Origin of the sequence: Streptomyces sp. NPDC001027, assembly GCF_040299045.1 — a bacterium.
Taxonomy (GTDB): domain Bacteria; phylum Actinomycetota; class Actinomycetes; order Streptomycetales; family Streptomycetaceae; genus Streptomyces.
Window position 1 is genome coordinate 47,131 of record NZ_JBEPBI010000016.1, and the last position, 17,040, is coordinate 64,170.

A 17,040-nucleotide genomic window follows, 5' to 3' on the forward strand; every position below is an offset into this window, starting at 1 on the left:
GATCGTGCGATCGAGGACGACTCCGGCACGTCGAGCGGTTCGGACCGTCAACGTGACGCGTCGGCGGGACCCCGCGGCGCGCCGCCCCGGGACTGCGCAGGACGTCCGGTACCGGCGGTCGGCAGATGCGACGTGACCAGGAGACTGGCGAGGGTGATCCCGCCGGCGGCGAGGATGGCCGCCTTCAGCCCGTCGAGCTGCGCCGAGGCGTAGGAGTCCGTCAGCGCGTCGACCTCGGCCTGCGGCAGTCCGGCGTCCTCGGCGGCGGCGCGCACCTGATCGGTGGGGACGAAGCTGATGCCCGCCTCCAGGGCGACTCCGGCCTGGCGGCTGGTCTCCTGCGACAGCTGGGGGTGACTCTCGACGCGGGTGGTGAAGGCCTGTGCCAGGGCTCCGACCAGCAGCGAGCCGATGAGCGCGGTGCCGAGCGCGGAGCCCAGGTTCTGCGCCGTGAACTGCAGTCCGCCCACCTCGCTGCGCTCGTCCTCGCCCACGCTCGACTGGACGACGTTGCCCAGCTGCGAGGCCAGCAGACCCATGCCCACGCCGAGCAACGCCATCGCCCCGGCGAACTGCGCGTCGTCGATGACGGGGTCGATGGTGGCCAGCAGCCACACGACGGCCCCGGCGAGGATCAGCAGCGCGAGTCGCACCACCCGCCGCGCTCCCGCGACCCGGCCCAGCCGGGCGGCGCACGTGGAGGCGACGAGCATGGCGATCGACACGGGGAGCAGCCGCAGGCCCGTCTCGAAGGCGTCGAAGCCCTGCACGACCTGCAGATACAGCGGGATCGTGAAGAACAGGCCGAGGAGGATGAGGTTCTGGCTCAGCAGGCACAGCAGGCCCGATCTCAGCACGGGCCGGTGCAGAAGCGCGAGGTGGACGAGGGGATCGGCGCCCCGGGCCGCCCTGCGCCGTTCCCAGTGCACGAAGGCGGCCAGCACACCCGCTCCGGCCGCGACGACGAACACGGTCGGCGAGAATCCGAGCACGGTGAAGGGCGGGTTACGGGGCCTGAGCCAGCCCCAGGTGCCGCTCTGCAGGACGCCGAGCACCCCGAGCGCCAGCCCGGCCGCCGACAGCACCGCGCCGACGCCGTCCAGACGCGGTCGTGTTCCGGTTCGGGGCGACTCCGTGACCGCCTTGCGGAAGCACAGCACGACGAGCACGACGACGACCTCGCCGGCGAAGACCAGACGCCAGGTGAGGTACGTAGTCACCCAGCCGCCCAGCAGCGGACCGACCGCGATCCCGGCGCCGGCGAGCCCGCCGATCACCCCGTAGGCGACGGCCCTGTCCCGCCCCCGGTAGGACTCCGCGACCAGTGCCGCCATGGCGGGCAGGACCATCGCGGCGCCCAGTCCCTCGATGACCGACCAGCCCAGCGTGAGGACCCACAGGGTGGGCGCGGCAGCGGTGAGGGCCGAGCCCGTGGCGTAGACGACGAGGCCGAGGAGGAAGAGCCGGCGCCGGCCGAGGATGTCGCCGAGCCGACCCCCGATGATCATGAAGGCCGCCATCACCAGGGCGTACAGGGTGATGACCGCCTGGATGGCCGTCACCTCGGTGTCGAAGTCCTCGACCAGTTGACTGATCGAGACGTTCATGACGGAGGTGTCCAGGACCATCAGGAACTGGGCGGTGCCGAGGACCATCAGAGCGCGCCAGCGAGTCACGGTGTCCACAGGTTCATGGAAGCCGGGCGGCCCCGCCCTCGCCTCACCCACCACGGGCGAGTCCGGGGTCGACTGCCCGGCGACGCCGTCCGTCCCCGGGAGCAGTCGACGGGCCCGCGCCGGCCACCGCCCTCGCCGCAGGCGGCCGCCCGCCCTCGCCACGGCCGGCCGCCCTCGTTTCGCCGCGCTCCGCCCGGCCCCGCCCGGCCCCGCCGGGTCAGCCTCGCCGTCAGAGCAGGTCGAGTTCGCGGGCCCGGCGCACCGCCTCGTTGCGGCGGTTGACCGCCAGCTTCCGGTAGGCGCTCTTGAGGTGCGTCTTGACCGTGTTCACGGATACGTACAGGTCGGCGGCGATCTCCTCCGTCGACATCGTCAGGGCCAGCCTGCGCAGCACGTCCCGTTCGCGTCCGCTCAGCTCCTCCACCAGCGGCGGCGGCCGGTCGCCGGAGGGCGGCGCACCCGGGTGGAGCCAGTCTCCTGCCGTCCCCCGCAGCGACGCCGGGGCGAGGAAGCGGCGGATCCACGGTCCGGCCTCGGCGAAGGGCCGGCGCAGGCCGTCGCGGCGTGCTTCGCGCAGGGCCTGGCCGACGAGTGTGTGCGCGGCGGCCGCGTCCCCCGCCTCGCTGGCCGCCTGCGCCCGCACCAGCAGGGCCCGGACGATCACCGCCGGCCCGAAGCGTCCCTCCTGGCGCACGGCGTCGAGGAGGTCGATCGCCGCCTTCGGCCGTCCGGCGGCCAGCTGGGCGCGGGCGGCGGCGACCTCGCAGGCCGGCTGCGCCTCCGGGACCGCCAGGAGCACGTCGACCGCCGTCTCGGGACGCCCCTCGGCGAGATGCGCGGCGGACGCGACGAGCGCTGTCTGCCCCTGCGCCCAGGGCGAGGGCACGGCGGCCTCAACGGCCGGCTCCGCCACGGCGAGCGCCGCCCTGGTGTCGCCCCGGGCCAGGTGCAGCCGGGCGGCGGCGATCGCCCTGACCGACTCCATGACCGGGTCGCACCACGCGGAGGGCGACTCGGCGGTCTCGTCGAGCAGCGTCCGGGCCCGGGCCAGGTCGTCGCCTTCGACGGCCACGGCGGCCAGGACCAGCCTCGCCATGCCGGAGCCGGACGACTGGGGCAGGCCGTACCGCTCGGTCTCGGCCGCGGCGGCCCGCGCCCTGCGTTCCGCCCTGCCGGGCCAGCCGTCGAGGTAGTCGATCAGGGCCAGTCGGCCCAGGGCGTCCTCGCGCGCGAGTGCCGTGGCGGCCCCCGCGGCGGAACCGGCCACGCTGGTCAGGGCGGCGCACGCCTCCTCGAACCGCCCGGCCCACAGCCGCGCCGAACCCAGGTGGGCCAGCAGCAGTGCGGTGAGCTCGGGGTGCTTCTCCAGCAGCTCGGCGGGGACCTCGTGGCGGAGCGTGTCGGCCGCCGCAGCGGCCAGCTCGGCCCGGGCGGGCGCACCGGTCAGCCGGGCGGCCAGCGCCTCGAGCAGGGCGCAGCTCAACCGTGCCGCCGCCAGCTCGGGCTGCTCCTCCGTGGGATCGGCCCCGGCGCGTGCCCCGTCCAGCAGCCCGCGCCCGACCTCGTCCAGCGTCCGCTCCGCGTGACGCAGATGCGCCTGGCCGCGCTCAAGCTCGTGCAGGGACAGCTCGCGTGCCGCGCGGACGAGGTGGGCGGCGGGGCTCGCCGCCTCCGGCCCCATCCCGGCGAACAGCGCGGCGAGCGCGTCGACGCGCAGTCCGGTGAAGAGCCAGCCGATCGCGAGGTCGTCGACCAGCGCGCCCGCGGCGAACTCCCAGTCGCCCGCGGCCGCACCGTGGTTCAGGGTCGCGGCGAGGGATCCGGAGCCGCGCAGCCAGTGCGCGGCCCGCCGGTGCAGCTCGGGCTCGAGGCCGGGCGAGCGCATCCGCAGATGGGCACGGAGGATCTCCGCGAACAGCGGATGCAGGCGGTACCAGTCGCGCTCCAGGTGCTCGACGAACGCGTTCTCCCGATGCAGCCCGGCCAGGATGGGCTCGGCGTCGGCACGCCCGGTCAGCGCGTTCACCAGGCCGGGACGGAACCGGTCGAGGACGCTGACCCGCAGCAGCAGGTCCTGCGTCTCGGGAGGCTGCCGCCGGAGCACCTCCGCCAGCAGGAAGTCGGCGACCGCCGTGCGGTCGGCCTCGAACTTCTTCAGGTACGTCTCCGGATCCGTGCTCTCGCGCGCGGCGAGGGCGCACAGCCGCAGCCCCGCGGCCCAGCCCCGGGTGCGGTCCACCAGCGCCTGCGCCGCGTGCGCCGGGAGCCGCAGCCCGTGCAGTGCCAGCAGCTCGGCCGCCTCCTCGCCGGTGAAGGCCAGCTCCGCTCCCCTGATCTCGGTCAGCTCGCCGGCCGCCCGGTAGCGGTGCAGCGGCAGCAGCGGCTCGGTGCGGGTGACGAGGATCAGGCGCAGGCCTCCGCCCGCGTGGCGCAGGACGAACTCCAGCTGCTCGGCGATCTCCGGGTCGACCACCCGGTCGTACTCGTCGAGCACGACGATCACGGGACGGTCCCGGGCGCTCAGCTCGGCGGCCAGCCGGGCCAGCAGCGCGGCGGGCACCCGGCTCGCGTCCGCGGGGCAGCCGATCTCGGCGGGGAGCTCGGTTCCGGCGGCGCGCAGGGCCTCCAGCAGGTACGCCCACAGCATCCCCGGGCCCTGTCCCGCAGCGTCGGTGGTGAGCCAGGCGACGGGATGCTCGCGTGCCGCGGCCCAGTCGGCGACCAGCAGGGTCTTTCCGGCGCCCGCCGCGCCGTTGACCATGGTCAGCGGCGTCTGAAGAGCCCCGTCGAGGTGTCCGGCCAGCCGCTCGCGCCGCAGAAACGTCACCGGACGGGCCGGGACGACGAACCGCGTGCGCAGGAACGGGTCTCCCTGGGGATCGGCGTAGGGGCCCGCAGGCACGAAGGGCCCCGTCGGTCGCGCATCGCTCTCCTCGAGCCCGGCCATGGCGCTCACCGCCCAGGTCGTCAGGTCACGCGTAACGCTCCTCCCAGCATCCCAGGGATGCACCGCGGGCGCTCCACGAGAGCCTCGCGGCCAGGTGCGGAGCCCTACGCCGACGATGCGGCTGACCTGCGACGACGCCAAACGGTAGGGGTGCGGTGCCGGGGCCCGGCCACGCCCCCGCCGCGCCGGCCCCGGGGCCACAGGGCCGCGGGAGCGCAGGGCCCCCAGGCCGCACGACCGGAGGGCCAGAGGGGCGGAGGGCCAGGGGCGGCCCGCAGGGCCGGTCGCCGCCCCCTCCCGGCCGCCGGCCCACCGAAACCGGGCCACCCACCGCGGATTGGCCTTGGCCGGCGACGCCGCCCGCCTCGTAACGTCACCGGCATGCGGATGCGAATCGTCGACGCCTTCACCGAACACCCCTTCGCCGGCAACCCGGCCGGGGTCGTGCTCCTGGACGCCTTCCCCGAGGACGGCCGACTCCAGGACGTGGCCCTGGAGATCAACCACGCCGAGACGGCGTTCGCGCATCCCCTCCCCGAGGGCGGCGACGCGGACTGGGCGCTGCGCTGGTTCACCCCCGCCGCCGAGGTCGACATGTGCGGACACGCCACGCTGGCCACGGCTCATGTCCTGCACACGACGGGCGTGCACGCCGGACCGGTCCGGTTCGCCACCCGCAGCGGCGTCCTCGTGGCCACGCCCGCCGACGACGGTTCGATCACCCTGGACTTCCCGACCGCCCCGCTGACCTCGGTGGACGTCCCGGCGGCCCTGGCCGGAGCGCTGGGCGCCGAACCGCTCGCCTGCCTCGACACCGGCCCGCACGTCGGCGACCTGCTGATCGAGCTGGCCGACGAGAAGACGGTGCGCGCCCTCCGGCCGGACCACAGGGCCCTCGCCGCCTGTTCGCGCCGGGGCGTCATCGCCACCGCCCGCGCCGAGGACCCCGCCCGGGGATACGACTTCGTCTCCCGCTGCTTCTTCCCGAACGTCGGCATCGACGAGGATCCGGTGACGGGCAGCGCTCACACCGCTCTCGCCCCGTACTGGTCCGGTCGCCTCGGCCGCACCGCGCTGACCGGTCTGCAGGCCTCCCCGCGCTCCGGCCGCGTGCGGACCGAACTGATCGGGGACCGCACCCTGTTGACCGGTCGCGCGGTCACCGTCATCGAGGGCGAGCTGCTGGTCTGAGCTCGCGGCTCACGGCTCGCGGCTCACGCCGTGGGCAGCCACCCCACCTTCCCCGCCAGCAGCGCGTATCCCACGAAGGCCCCGATGTCGAGCAGCGAGTGCGCCACCACCAGGGGCCCCACCCGGCCCCAGCGCCGGTAGAGGTAGACGAACACCACGCCCATCACCATGTTGCCGATGAACCCGCCGATGCCCTGGTAGAGGTGGTACGAGCCGCGCAGCACGGCGCTGGCCACCAGCGCGGTGCCCGGCGTCCACCCCAACTGGCCCAGCCTGCGCAGGAGATACCCGACGACGATGACCTCTTCGAGGATCGCGTTCTGCAGCGCGGACAGCACCAGCACCGGGTACTTCCACCACACGTCGGGCAGCGCCTCCGGCACCACCGTCAGATTGAAGCCGAGTCCCCGGGCCGCCAGGTAGAAGGCGATGCCGGTGCTGCCGATCACCGCCGCGACGGCGGCCCCGCGGCCGAGGTCCGGCCAGGGCCGGGTGCGGTCGAAGCCGAGCGTGCGCAGACCCTGGCCCTCGCGCAGCAGGAAGTGCGCCACGAGGGCCACCGGGACCAGCGCCGTGGCGATCCCGAACAGCTGCCAGGCGAGGTCGAGCCATGGCCGGCCAGGCGCTGCGGAGGCGTTGAGGGTCGCCGCCTGGTCCTTCAGGCCCCCCGGCTTGGTGACCGAGCCGACGAAACTGATCAGGGCGGACACACCGCTCGCACCGAGCGAGAGCCCCAGGACGAGCAGCGTCTCGTCACGGAAAATCCGTCGCGAGAGCTGTTCCCGCGGAAAAGAATCAGCCAACGACCCTGCCTCCACCTGCACACCTGCCTCCGGTTGCCGACCCCGCATCCCGGCGCCGCCCCGCCAGGCTCTCGAACGAAGCTGTGAGGGCCGGCGGGGCAGGACGACGAGGGACGGGCGCCCCGTACAGAGCGCCCCTGCGTTTCGCGGGCCGTGCGGCGCGGTGCCGCCGTCGGCCGCCCAGCAGGGACGTCACCGTCGTGGGAGGTCACAGCTTGCCCGATCCGTGCGGGGCAGGCGGCAGCGACCCCCGTCCTCGGGCGTCAGCCGCTCGACCGCGCAGGTGTCGGGCGCCCGGGCATCGGGCGCTCGATCCGTCGCCGGCTCAGGCGTCAGGCGCTCGGCGCAAGCTCGGGCAGCCCCACTGGCCAGGTGTGCACCGGCTCGCCGGCGTGCATCAGCTCCGCGTACTGCCGAGTGGTCGCCGCCAGTGCGGCGTCCCGCGACAGACCGGCCTCCACCGCCCGGTGGAAGGTCGCCACCTGCCAGGACGCGCCGTTGGTCCGTCGCCGGCACCGCTCCTCGATGACTCCCAGGTACAGATCGCGGTCGGCCGGCTCGATCCCCCAGGCGTCCAGCCCCGCCTCGGCCAGGGGCAGCAGCTCGTCGCGTACGAGGCTCACCGCGTCGACCTCGACCAGGCCGCCCAGCCGCCCGCGCCGCGGCCACAGCAGCCGGGCCTCGATCCCGTGCCGGCACGCGGCGTCGAAGTTGGCCTCGGCCGTCTCGAACGGCAGCCGGGACCACACCGGCCGGGACTCCTCCGCCAGCGCCCGGACGACGCCGTAGTAGAAGGCCGCGTTCGCGATCACGTCGGTCACCGTCGGTCCGGCGGGCAGGACGCGGTTCTCCACGCGCAGGTGCGGGACGCCGTCGGCGATGCCGTAGACGGGCCGGTTCCAGCGGTAGATCGTGCCGTTGTGCAGGACGAGTTCGGCGAGCGAGGGGACCCCGCCCGCGTCGAGGACGTCGAGCGGTTCCTCGTCGTCGCAGATCGGCAGCAGCGGCGGGAAGAAGCGCACGTTCTCCTCGAACAGCTCCTGCGCCGAGCTGATCCACTTCTCCCCGAACCACGTCCGCGGCCGTACGCCCTGCGCCTGGAGCTCCGGCGGCCGGGTGTCGGTCGCCTGCTGGAAGAGCGGGGGCCGCGACTCCCGCCACAGCTCGTGGCCGAACAGGAAGGGCGAGTTGGCGCCGACGGCGATCTGCGCGGCGGCGACCGACTGCGCCGCGTTCCACACGGCGGCGAAACGGCCCGGCGTCACCTGCAGATGCAGCTGCACGGAGGTGCAGGCCGCCTCCGGCACGATCGACTTCGAGGTGCACGACAGCCGCTCCACCCCGTCGATCTCCAGGGCGAAGTCCTCTCCGCGGGCGGCCACGATCTGGTCGTTGAGAAGGGTGTAGCGATCGACGTCCGACAGGTTCGACGAGACCAGGTCGTCACGGTCGAGAGTCGGCAGAATACCGATCATCACGATTCCCGCGTCGACCTCGCCCGCCTTTCGGTGGGCATATGCCAGTGACGTACTGATTTCCTCTGCAAGTCGATCGAATACCCGGCCGTCCAATCGGTGTGGGGCTATGTTGACTTCCAGGTTGAACATGGCGAGTTCTGTTTGGAAATCACGGCTCGCGATGCGCTCCAGCACCTCGCCATTCAGCATTTTCGGCAGGCCGTCGGCACCCGCGAGATTCAGTTCGATCTCGAGACCCATGAAGTTCTTGGGCCGATCGAAGCGCTTCTGGGCCAGGAGCCGCTCGAGCCCCGTCAGACACTTCCGGAGCTTGTCCCGGTAGTCCTGACGATCGGACAGGTCGAACGCGCCTGCCACGACCTTCTCCCCCATCGAAGCGTCCTTCCTCGCGTGGCGGCCGACGGCGCGGCCGCCGGTGGTCCCGGGGTCAGGTGCAATGATGCCCAGCCCTGCCGATCGATAACGTCCCCGACGGGAGGCATCAGCCGTCACGCCGACCCGAAGCCACCGGAAGTAACCGGTGGCACATTCACCGGGCATGCCGCCGGACGCCCGTCGGTTGAAATCCGGAACTCGTGAAAAACGCCGACGAGAATGGGCCGACCGTTCGACGTGGCACCACCCGAGGTCATCGAGGAGCGACCCACTCGGAATCGGGATTTTTCACACGTATCGCCGACCGGCAGAACCCTTGCCGAGTGTCCCGGAATCGACTAGACGAAACACAGTCTGAACACGTGTCGTATAAACTCCGCAAACAAGGCAGAGAAGGTTGGCGCCCACGGTCGAAGGAGCCTGTCGTCGAGGAGACGGCAGGCCGCTCGCGCACCCCCGCACTCTCCCCCAGACCAGGCCCCCGCCTCTCCGACCTCGAGAGCTAGCTGACAGCGCCGTCCGCCCACGCCCTCGCGCCACCGTGCCTGTCGAATTGAGAGGCGACCCACCATGCCTTTGCATGTCCCCCCGGCTCCCGCGCCCGCCCTGCGCTCGGTCCTCACGGCACTCGGTTCCCCCACCGCCGTCCGCGAGGCCCGTACGCCGTCCCTGCGCACTGCCCAGCAGGACGCCGTCCCCGACCTCCCCCTGCCTCTGCACGTCCTGGACGCGATCACCCCGGAAGGCCTCGCCGAGACCCGGCTGGCCGGCTGGCGTTTCCTGATCCGCTGCGGCGACCGGGCCGTCGCCGCCGCCGAGACCCGGCTCACCCCTGACGGCTGGGCGTTCTCGCACTTCTTCGAAGGCCCCTACATCGCCTCCACGGAGCGGGCCCTGCGCCAGGCCGAGTCGGTCGCCCAGCACTGCCAGGCACGGCTGCTGTCGGTACCGGGGCTCTACATGCTCACGCTGTGGCTGCACGGCGACAGCGCGTCGGACGGCACCACCGGGCATCCCGACCCGGCCGACCTGCTGGTTCCGCTGGCCCCCGCACCGCCCGGGATCGCCGCCCACCGCCCGCACCGGGTGGCCGAGCTCCTCCCGGTGCTCACCCTCCGCGTCACGCCCGCGCCGCCCCCGCTCCTCGGCTCGCCCGCCTGACCCCGGCCGCCCCCGCACCGGCCCCCGTGCCCCGTCACCGCGACCCGGCGACGGGGTACGGCGCTGCGCACCCACGTGCCCGACGGGTAACGGCGCCGCGCACCGCCGTGCGGACCAGGACCCGACGTAGCCCCATCCGGCCATAGGGAACCATCCGAAGGGACGGTGCGGTGGCGATGAACCGCCCGCGTGGGTGACGCGTCCTGAACCTGTGAGAAGCGGTGACGCGAAATCCCTGCGGATCGACCTCCGTGGGGCAACACTGGTTCCGACCGACTTATCACAACGGGGGGCGGCCATGAACGACGTTTCACGCCGCGGGACAGACACCACATCCATCTCACAACTCACGCCAGAGCGGAAGTTCCCACCCATGTGCCAGCACCAGCCACCGTGCCCGCCAGCGACCTCAGCCGACCGGGAGTCCGCCCGCCTCGTGGCGCATCACCCGGAACAGGGCTGGAGCCTGCTGTGCAACGGCGTCCTGCTCTTCGAGGACACCGGTGAGCTCCTGCCGGACGGCCAGGTCATCGCCCCCCACCGGGTCGTGACCGCCGCCTAGGCCTCCTGTCCGGCGAAGACCGGACAGGCGCAGTACCCGACGGACGGCGCGGGACCGCCGTCCGCTGACTGAAGGGGCCGGCCGCAGGACCACTGCGAACCGGCCCCGACGCGTGTCCGCAGCCGGTCACTGCGGGTAACCTGCCGGTCTCCGCACGACACGACGCCGTTGACGTCTCCCGCGGCGGCGTTTTTTCCGGAAGACTCCTGGAAGTTTCGGCGGCGGCGTCCGGAGCGGATGACGGCGGAGGTGGGCAGTGACGACGGACGATGCGACGCCCGCGTCCCCGATCGAGGTCAGGGTCACGATCACGGAGATCGCCCGGCAGGCCGGCGTCTCGGTGCCGACCGTGTCCCGGGTGGTCAACGGCCGCTCGGACGTGTCGCCGCGGACCCGAGCCCGGATCGAGGACCTGCTGCAGCTGCACGGCTACCGCAGGCGACCCGCCTCGGCGCCGACCCGCGCCTCCCTGCTCGACCTCGTCTTCAACGACCTCGACAGCCCGTGGGCGGTGGAGATCATCCGCGGGGTGGAGGAGGCCGCCCACGCCGCCGGGGTCGGCACGGTGGTGTCGGCGATCCACGGACGCTCGGGCGACGCCCGCGAGTGGATGCGCAACCTGCGCTCGCGCGCCTCCGACGGCGTCGTCCTGGTCACCTCGGCCCTGGAGCCCACCCTCCACGAGCAGCTGCGCGTGCTGGGCGTTCCGCTGGTCGTCGTCGACCCGACCGGCTCCCCCGCCGCCGACACGGCGACCGTCGGCGCGGCCAACTGGTCCGGTGGGCTCGCGGCCACCGAGCACCTGCTGTCGCTGGGCCACCGCAGGATCGGCCTGATCGCGGGCCCGCCCCGGCTGCTGTGCTCGCGCGCCCGCTTCGACGGCTACCGGGCCGCCCTGGAGGCCGCCGGCCTCGCCGTCGACGACGCCCTCGTCGTCCCCGGGGACTTCCACCCCGAGTCGGGCTTCACCGGCTGCAACGCCCTGCTCGACCTGCCCGAACCGCCGACCGCGGTGTTCGCGGCCAGCGACCAGATGGCGCTCGGGGCGATCGAGGCACTGCGCCGGCGCGGTCTGCGCACCCCGGAGGACATGAGCGTGGTCGGCTTCGACGACCTGCCGGAGGTCCGCTGGTCGGCCCCGCCCCTGACCACCGTCCGGCAGCCCCTGGCCGAGATGGGCAAACTCGCCGTCCGCACGGTCCTGAGCCTGGCCCGCGGCGAGCGCCCCGACTCGCCGCGGGTGGAACTGGGCACGGAGCTGGTGGTGCGGGCCAGCACCGCGCCGCCCCGTGGGGCTAGCTGAGCGCCTCCCGGATCGCCTGGTACGCCGGCTTCGGCGCGAGCTGCTCGTCCCAGGGCAGGGCCGCGCCCTCGCCGGGGAAGAACGCCGGAATCCACGAGTACTTGTCCGTGTAGTCCCAGATCGTGATGCCGACACACCGCCGCACCGCGAGGCACGCCTTGGTCATGTCCCGGTACCAGTCGGCCTGTTGGGCCAGCTTCTCCTCGGTCGCGGGCAGCAGCATCCGGACGTCGACCTCGGTGAGCGCGGTGTCCAGACCGAGCCGTGAGAAGCGGCGCAGGTTGTTCTCGAGGGTCGTCGGATAGCCGTACTGGAGGGCTAGGTGGGCCTGCAGGCCGATGCCGTCGAGCGGGACCTTCTGCGCCTTCAGCTGCCGGGCCAGGGCGTAGTAGGCGTCGCTCTTCGGGCCGACGGCCTCGATGTTGTAGTCGTTGAGGTAGAGCTTCGCCCTCGGGTCGGCCTGGTGCGCCCAGCGCAGGGCGTCGGCGATGTAGCCGGGGCCGAGGGTCTTGTAGAAGATCGTCTCGCGGTAGGTGCCGTCCTCGTTGAACGCCTCGTTGACGACGTCCCAGGCGTAGACCTTGCCCCGGTAGTGGCGGACCTCGGTCTGGATGTGGTTCTTCAGCACGGCCCGCAGCTCGTCGGCCGTCCACTGCTTGGTCGTCAGCCAGTCCGGCAGCTGGCTGTGCCAGACCAGGGTGTGGGCGCGGACCTTCTGGTGGTGGGAGCGCGCGAGGTCGGCGATCTGGTCGCCGGCGGTCCAGTCGAAGACGCCCTGCCGGGGCTCGGTGGCGTACCACTTCATGCCGTTGCCCGGGGTGATCATGTCGAACTCGTGGCCCAGGATCTTCGTGTAGGCGGTGTCGGTGAGTTCGGGGTTGTCGGTGGCGCTGCCGAAGTAGCGGCCGTGCCGCTGGGCGAGGTCCGCGAGGGTGGCGCGGGTCGGTTTTCCGTGCGCGGGCTGCTCGTGGGCCTGTGCGGCCGGTCCGGTGACCACGCCGGCGGCGACCAGGACGGCGGCGAGGGCGCCGGCGAGTCTGAACCGGGTGCGGGCGGTGCTGGGCATGGTGCGACTCCTCACGGTGGGCGGGTGGGCGAGCCGTACGGGTCCGCGGGCGCGGGTCATCCCTTCGTGGCGCCGGCGGAGAGGCCGCCGACGAGCTGGCGCTCGGCGACGGAGTAGAAGGCCAGGGCGGGCACCATGGCCAGGACGAGATAGGCGAAGACGCGCGCGTACTCGGCGGAGTACTGCCCCTGGAACTGCTGGACCCCGATCGGGATGGTCCACCAGGTGGGCTCGTTGAACACCAGCAGCGGCAGCAGGAAGTTGTTCCAGCTGCCGACCACGGCGAGGACCGAGACCGTGCCGAGGGCCGGCCTGGCCATGGGCAGCAGGATCCGCCAGAAGAAGCCGAAGGGACCGCAGCCGTCGAGGGTGGCCGCCTCCTCCAGCTCGGCGGGTATCTCACGGAAGAACCCGCGCAGGATGACGATCGTCATCGGCAGCCCGAACGCCGCCTGCGGCAGGATCACCCCGAGGGGGTTGTCCAGCAGCCCGATGGAGCGCAGCAGCAGGAACAGGGGCAGGGCCGCCACCGCGAAGGGGAACATCAGCCCCATGGTGAACAGGGTGAACAGCACCTCTCGGCCACGGAAGGCGAAGCGGGCGAAGGAGAACGCCGCGAGCGCGGACACCGAGACGACGACCAGGGTCGTCCCGACCGCGATGAGGGTGCTGCTGCCGACCAGCCGCCAGAACGAGCCGGCGCCGAGGATGTCGGTGTAGTTGGACGGCACCCACGGGTCGGGCAGGCCGATGGGGTTGCGCGAGAGCTGGTCGGTGGACTTGAACCCGGACAGCACGGCGTACACGAGCGGCACGGCCATCACCAGGCCGACGATCCCGAGGACGAGGTGCAGCGGCAGGTTCCGGCCGGCCCCGCGCACGCTCCGCCGTGTCCTGGGGTTCGTGCCGCGGTCGGTCTTGGCGATGCTCACGCGCCGCCTCCTCGCATGGTCGTGGTGGCGCCCTGGAGGTCGCGGCGGAGCACGAACCGCTGGTAGGCGAGGGCGAAGACGAGGCAGATGCCGAACATGACGACGCTGATCGCGCTGGCGTAGCCGACCTGGTAGCGCTTGAAGCCGTACTGGAACATGGTCACGGCCATCGTCTCGGAGTGGTGGTCGGGACCGCCCGCGGTGACGACCCACACCAGGTCGAACAACTGGATCGCGCCGATGACCGACAGGAAGACGCTGATCCGCAGGGTCGGCGCGAGCAGCGGCAGGGTGACGTTGCGGAAGCGCTGCCAGGGGCCGGCCCCGTCGATCAGGGCCGCCTCGGTCAGCTCGGCGGGGATGGACTGCAGCCCGGCCAGGTAGAGCATCATGTGGAAGCCGAAGTACTTCCACGTCATGACCAGGAACAGGGTGGCCATGACGGTGGAGGGGTCGGCGAACCACTGCCCGCCCACGCCGTCCAGTCCGACGCCGCCGAGCACGTGGTCGGCCAGGCCGTCGTCCGGGGCGAAGATCATGCTGAACAGCACGCCGGTGATGGCCTCGGAGAGGATGTACGGCGCGAAGAACAGCATCCGGTAGACGGCCCGGCCGCGGATCTTCTGGTTCAGCGCGACGGCGAGGGCCAGCGCGAACGGCAGCTGCAGCAGGAGCGAGAGGCCGACCAGCAGCACACAGCGCCACAGGTCGCCGAGGAACACAGGGTCCTTGAACAGCCGGGTGAAGTTGTCGCCGCCGACGAAGTCCTCGGGCATGCCGAAGCCGCCCCAGCGGAAGAACGCGGCGTACACCGCGAACAGCATCGGCAGCAGCACGAGCGTGCCGAACAGCGCCAGCGCGGGCGCCTGGAAGCCGACGGCGGTGAGCCAGTGCCGGGCCCGTCGGCGAGCCCGCGCACGCCCCGCGGCGACGGCAGGGGGCACGGGTTCGACGTCCGGACCGCTGCGTTTGTCCGGGAGGAAGGTGGAGGTCATCGCCGACTACTGCTCTTCCTTCGCGACCTTGGTGATCGACTCGCTGACCTGCTTCGGTGACTTCGAACCGGCGATCAGGGCGGCGACGCTGTCGTTGACCTCCTGGCCGAGGGCGGGCGCGTACGCCTGGTCGAGGTAGAGCTGGAAGCCGGTGGCGCCCTTCAGCTGTGCCTGGACGGCCTTGATGTTCGGGTCGGTCAGGGCGCCCTCGGCGGCCGGGACGACGGGCAGCACACCGGTCTTCTTGACCAGCTCGGTGTCCGTGGCGGCGGAGGCGAAGAACTTCAGGAAGTCGACGGCGGCCTGCGGGGCGCCCTTGCGCAGGGCGTGCCCGCCGCCGCCGCCGAACACCTCGGTGATCACGCCCTTGCCGCCCTCCACGGCCGGGAACGGGAAGAACCCGAGGTTCGCGCCCAGCCCCTTGCCGGCGTCGGCCTCCACGACCGGCGCCCACTGGCCCATGAGTTCCATCGCCGCCTTGCCGTTGCCGACGGCGGCGGCCTGACCGGTGGGGCTGGAGTACGCGGCGCCGAGGAAGCCCTTCTGGAACGGCTGCAGGTCCACGAGGTCCTGGAGGTGCTGTCCGGCCTGGACGAATCCGTCGCCGGTGAAGTCCTTGGCGTCCCCGGCCTTCTGCAGGGCGTCGACGCCGGCGGTGCGCATCGCGAGGTAGGCCCAGTAGTACATGCCGGGCCACTTCTCCTTGCCGGCCAGGGCGAGCGGGGTGATCCCGGCGGCCTTCAGCTTGCGGACGGCGTCGAGGAAGCCGCTCCAGGTGGTGGGGGGCGCGCTGACGCCGGCCTTCTTGAAGAGCGCCTTGTTGTACCAGAAGCCGATCATGCCGATGTCGAACGGTATGCCGTAGGCCTTGTCGTCGATCAGATACGGCTGCCGGGCGACCGACAGCAGGCCCTCGTTCCAGCCCTTGGTCCGGTCGGTGAGGTCCTCGACGAGCCCTGCGTCGACCTGCTGCTTCAGGACACCGCCGCCCCAGGTGTGGAAGATGTCGGGCAGCTTCCCCGAGGCGGTGAGCGCCGTCATCTTCGACTTGTAGGCGTCGTTCTCCAGCTGGACGATCTTGACCTTCACCTTGGGGTTCTGCGCCTCGAACCGCTTGGCCAGTGCGGCCCACACGTCCTTGGTCGGCTGAGTGGTGGAGATGTTCCACCACTCGATGGTGGTCGTCCCCGACGACGACCCCCCGTCCGAGTCGCCGCCGCAGGCGCTCAGCGCCGTCATGCCCAGACCGGCCGCGGCGGAGGCCGCCAGGAAGCCTCGGCGGGAGAGTGCCGGGTCGCCCATCATGCGCTCCTTGGAGAGATCGAAAGTTTCGAACCAGATCCAGAAAGGTTCGCTGCTGCCGCACCCTAGAGACACCCTCCAACGGGTGGCAACCCCTTGAACACAGAGAATCCAGCGGCCTGTTCACGGAGGGCCGCCCGAGAAGGTCTCAAGCCGGAGCGAAACATTCGGATCACACGGCGAACGTTACGAAGTGGAGACCGAAGCGACAGGATGGCCGAGATCAGCCTCACCGGCACCGGGCCGGCCCCCACCGGCGCCCGCCACCCCCCGTCACCGGGCGCCCGCCACACCCCGTCACCCGGCGCCCGCGCACCGGCCCCGCGCCCGCGGGACCGTCTCGCGGCCCTAGGGTGACCGCATGCAGAGCTACACGATCGGCCAGGCGGCACGACTGCTCGGCGTCAGCCCCGACACGGCGCGCCGCTGGGCGGACGCCGGCCGCGTGACGACCCATCGCGACGAGGCCGGACGACGCCTGGTGGACGGCAGGGCGCTCGCCGCCTTCTCCGTGGAACTCGCCCGATCCGGCAGCACGGAGGACGACGCCCCCCGCACCTCGGTCCGCAACGCCTTCCCCGGCATCGTCACCGCGATCAAGCTGGGCGACGTGGCCGCCCAGGTGGAGATCCAGGCAGGGCCGCACCGCCTGGTCTCCCTACTGACCCGGGAGGCGGTCGAGGAGCTCGGACTCGAGGTGGGCATGGAGGCGACGGCCCGCGTGAAGTCGACGAACGTCCACATCGACCGGGCGTGACCGAGTACGGCACAAAGCGGGCATCCCCGCCATAAGACCCCAGGGGTCGTACCGTTGACGCCCATGAGCTTGAGCATCCGCAACCAGCTTCCCGGCACCGTCACGGCCGTCCAACCCGGCCAGGTCATGGCCCTCGTGAAGATCCGCCTCGACGGCGGCCAGCACCTCACGGCGGCCATCACCCTGGAGGCCTCGGAGCAACTCGCCCTCGCGCCCGGCGCCGCCGTCCACGCCCTGGTCAAGTCGACGGAGGTCTCCCTCTCCACCGGCCAGGTCGCCGGCCTGTCGATCCGCAACCGGCTGCCCGGCACCATCACCGGCCTCGTCCTCGGCTCGGTCATGGCCTCGGTGAAGATCACCGTGGACGGCGGCGAACTCACCGCGGCGATCACCAAGGAGTCGGCGATCGACCTCGGTCTCTTCGTGGGCTCCGACGTCATCGCGCTGATCAAGTCGACCGAGGTGTCCCTGGCGACGGCGTAGCACGGCGAA

14 protein-coding genes are annotated in these 17,040 nt (G+C 72.3%); 6 read left to right on the plus strand and 8 right to left on the minus strand.

The annotated features are described in order from the left end of the window. Nucleotides 1–47: 47 nt before the first annotated feature. A complete protein-coding gene (locus ABT300_RS07930) occupies nt 48–1,676 on the minus strand; it encodes an MFS transporter (protein ID WP_351673233.1) in 1,629 nt (542 codons plus the stop codon). Nucleotides 1,677–1,905: 229 nt separating this feature from the next. Next, nucleotides 1,906–4,623, minus strand: a complete 2,718-nt coding sequence (locus tag ABT300_RS07935; protein ID WP_351673235.1) for a winged helix-turn-helix domain-containing protein — start codon at nt 4,621–4,623, stop codon at nt 1,906–1,908. Nucleotides 4,624–5,004: 381 nt separating this feature from the next. On the opposite strand from ABT300_RS07935, the gene ABT300_RS07940 reads away from it, so the two are divergent. Further along, nucleotides 5,005–5,814, plus strand: coding sequence for a PhzF family phenazine biosynthesis protein (locus ABT300_RS07940; protein WP_351673186.1), 810 nt, complete (start codon nt 5,005–5,007; stop codon nt 5,812–5,814). Nucleotides 5,815–5,837: 23 nt separating this feature from the next. Here ABT300_RS07940 and ABT300_RS07945 read toward each other — a convergent pair whose 3' ends face one another. Both ABT300_RS07945 and ABT300_RS07950 read right to left on the minus strand, forming a co-directional pair. Further along, complete coding sequence (locus tag ABT300_RS07945; RefSeq protein ID WP_351673188.1) at nt 5,838–6,638, minus strand: CPBP family intramembrane glutamic endopeptidase; 801 nt, start codon at nt 6,636–6,638, stop codon at nt 5,838–5,840. Between the two features lie 311 nt (nt 6,639–6,949). Next, nucleotides 6,950–8,467 carry a glutamate-cysteine ligase family protein gene (locus tag ABT300_RS07950; protein ID WP_351673190.1) on the minus strand — a complete coding sequence of 506 codons (1,518 nt, stop codon included), beginning with the start codon at nt 8,465–8,467 and terminating at the stop codon, nt 6,950–6,952. A gap of 573 nt (nt 8,468–9,040) precedes the next feature. On the opposite strand from ABT300_RS07950, the gene ABT300_RS07955 reads away from it, so the two are divergent. From ABT300_RS07955 to ABT300_RS07965, 3 genes are all read left to right on the plus strand, one after another. Continuing rightward, nucleotides 9,041–9,631: a hypothetical protein gene (locus tag ABT300_RS07955; protein WP_351673192.1), complete on the plus strand. Its 591-nt coding sequence runs from the start codon at nt 9,041–9,043 to the stop codon at nt 9,629–9,631. 373 nt (nt 9,632–10,004) lie between these two features. Then, a complete protein-coding gene (locus ABT300_RS07960; RefSeq protein WP_351673194.1) occupies nt 10,005–10,193 on the plus strand; it encodes a DUF5999 family protein in 189 nt (62 codons plus the stop codon). Nucleotides 10,194–10,449: 256 nt separating this feature from the next. After that, the gene (locus ABT300_RS07965; RefSeq protein ID WP_351673196.1) at nt 10,450–11,496 is read left to right on the plus strand and encodes a LacI family DNA-binding transcriptional regulator; all 1,047 of its coding nucleotides are present in this window, start codon (nt 10,450–10,452) and stop codon (nt 11,494–11,496) included. Here ABT300_RS07965 and ABT300_RS07970 read toward each other — a convergent pair. The 4 genes from ABT300_RS07970 to ABT300_RS07985 form a co-directional block, all read right to left on the minus strand. Further along, the gene (locus ABT300_RS07970) at nt 11,489–12,562 is read right to left on the minus strand and encodes an endo-1,4-beta-xylanase (RefSeq protein WP_351673198.1); all 1,074 of its coding nucleotides are present in this window, start codon (nt 12,560–12,562) and stop codon (nt 11,489–11,491) included. The genes ABT300_RS07965 and ABT300_RS07970 overlap by 8 nt on opposite strands. Nucleotides 12,563–12,618: 56 nt before the next feature. Next, entirely contained in the window at nt 12,619–13,383 is a 765-nt protein-coding gene (locus ABT300_RS07975; protein WP_351673237.1) for a carbohydrate ABC transporter permease, read from the minus strand. A gap of 107 nt (nt 13,384–13,490) precedes the next feature. Then, complete coding sequence (locus ABT300_RS07980) at nt 13,491–14,489, minus strand: carbohydrate ABC transporter permease (protein WP_351673200.1); 999 nt, start codon at nt 14,487–14,489, stop codon at nt 13,491–13,493. Nucleotides 14,490–14,495: 6 nt separating this feature from the next. After that, a complete protein-coding gene (locus ABT300_RS07985; protein WP_351673239.1) occupies nt 14,496–15,791 on the minus strand; it encodes an extracellular solute-binding protein in 1,296 nt (431 codons plus the stop codon). 361 nt (nt 15,792–16,152) lie between these two features. Here ABT300_RS07985 and ABT300_RS07990 point away from each other — a divergent pair, with 361 nt between their 5' ends. Together ABT300_RS07990 and ABT300_RS07995 are read left to right on the plus strand one after the other, a co-directional pair. Further along, nucleotides 16,153–16,548 (plus strand): TOBE domain-containing protein, encoded by a 396-nt coding sequence (locus tag ABT300_RS07990; protein ID WP_351673202.1) that lies wholly within the window; start codon nt 16,153–16,155, stop codon nt 16,546–16,548. 63 nt (nt 16,549–16,611) lie between these two features. Beyond that, a complete protein-coding gene (locus ABT300_RS07995; RefSeq protein ID WP_351673204.1) occupies nt 16,612–17,031 on the plus strand; it encodes a TOBE domain-containing protein in 420 nt (139 codons plus the stop codon). The last annotated feature ends 9 nt before the right edge of the window (nt 17,032–17,040 follow it).

What these genes read in the sequence shown, in the direction of transcription:
- ABT300_RS07935 (WP_351673235.1), bottom strand. Translation starts at nt 4,623, where the DNA reads ATGGCCGGGCTCGAGGAGAGCGATGCGCGACCGACGGGGCCCTTCGTG.
- ABT300_RS07940 (WP_351673186.1), top strand. Translation starts at nt 5,005, where the DNA reads ATGCGGATGCGAATCGTCGACGCCTTCACCGAACACCCCTTCGCCGGC.
- ABT300_RS07950 (WP_351673190.1), bottom strand. Translation starts at nt 8,467, where the DNA reads ATGGGGGAGAAGGTCGTGGCAGGCGCGTTCGACCTGTCCGATCGTCAG.
- ABT300_RS07955 (WP_351673192.1), top strand. Translation starts at nt 9,041, where the DNA reads ATGCCTTTGCATGTCCCCCCGGCTCCCGCGCCCGCCCTGCGCTCGGTC.
- ABT300_RS07960 (WP_351673194.1), top strand. Translation starts at nt 10,005, where the DNA reads ATGTGCCAGCACCAGCCACCGTGCCCGCCAGCGACCTCAGCCGACCGG.
- ABT300_RS07970 (WP_351673198.1), bottom strand. Translation starts at nt 12,562, where the DNA reads ATGCCCAGCACCGCCCGCACCCGGTTCAGACTCGCCGGCGCCCTCGCC.
- ABT300_RS07975 (WP_351673237.1), bottom strand. Translation starts at nt 13,383, where the DNA reads ATGGCCGTGCCGCTCGTGTACGCCGTGCTGTCCGGGTTCAAGTCCACC.
- ABT300_RS07980 (WP_351673200.1), bottom strand. Translation starts at nt 14,489, where the DNA reads ATGACCTCCACCTTCCTCCCGGACAAACGCAGCGGTCCGGACGTCGAA.
- ABT300_RS07985 (WP_351673239.1), bottom strand. Translation starts at nt 15,791, where the DNA reads ATGGGCGACCCGGCACTCTCCCGCCGAGGCTTCCTGGCGGCCTCCGCC.
- ABT300_RS07990 (WP_351673202.1), top strand. Translation starts at nt 16,153, where the DNA reads ATGCAGAGCTACACGATCGGCCAGGCGGCACGACTGCTCGGCGTCAGC.
- ABT300_RS07995 (WP_351673204.1), top strand. Translation starts at nt 16,612, where the DNA reads ATGAGCTTGAGCATCCGCAACCAGCTTCCCGGCACCGTCACGGCCGTC.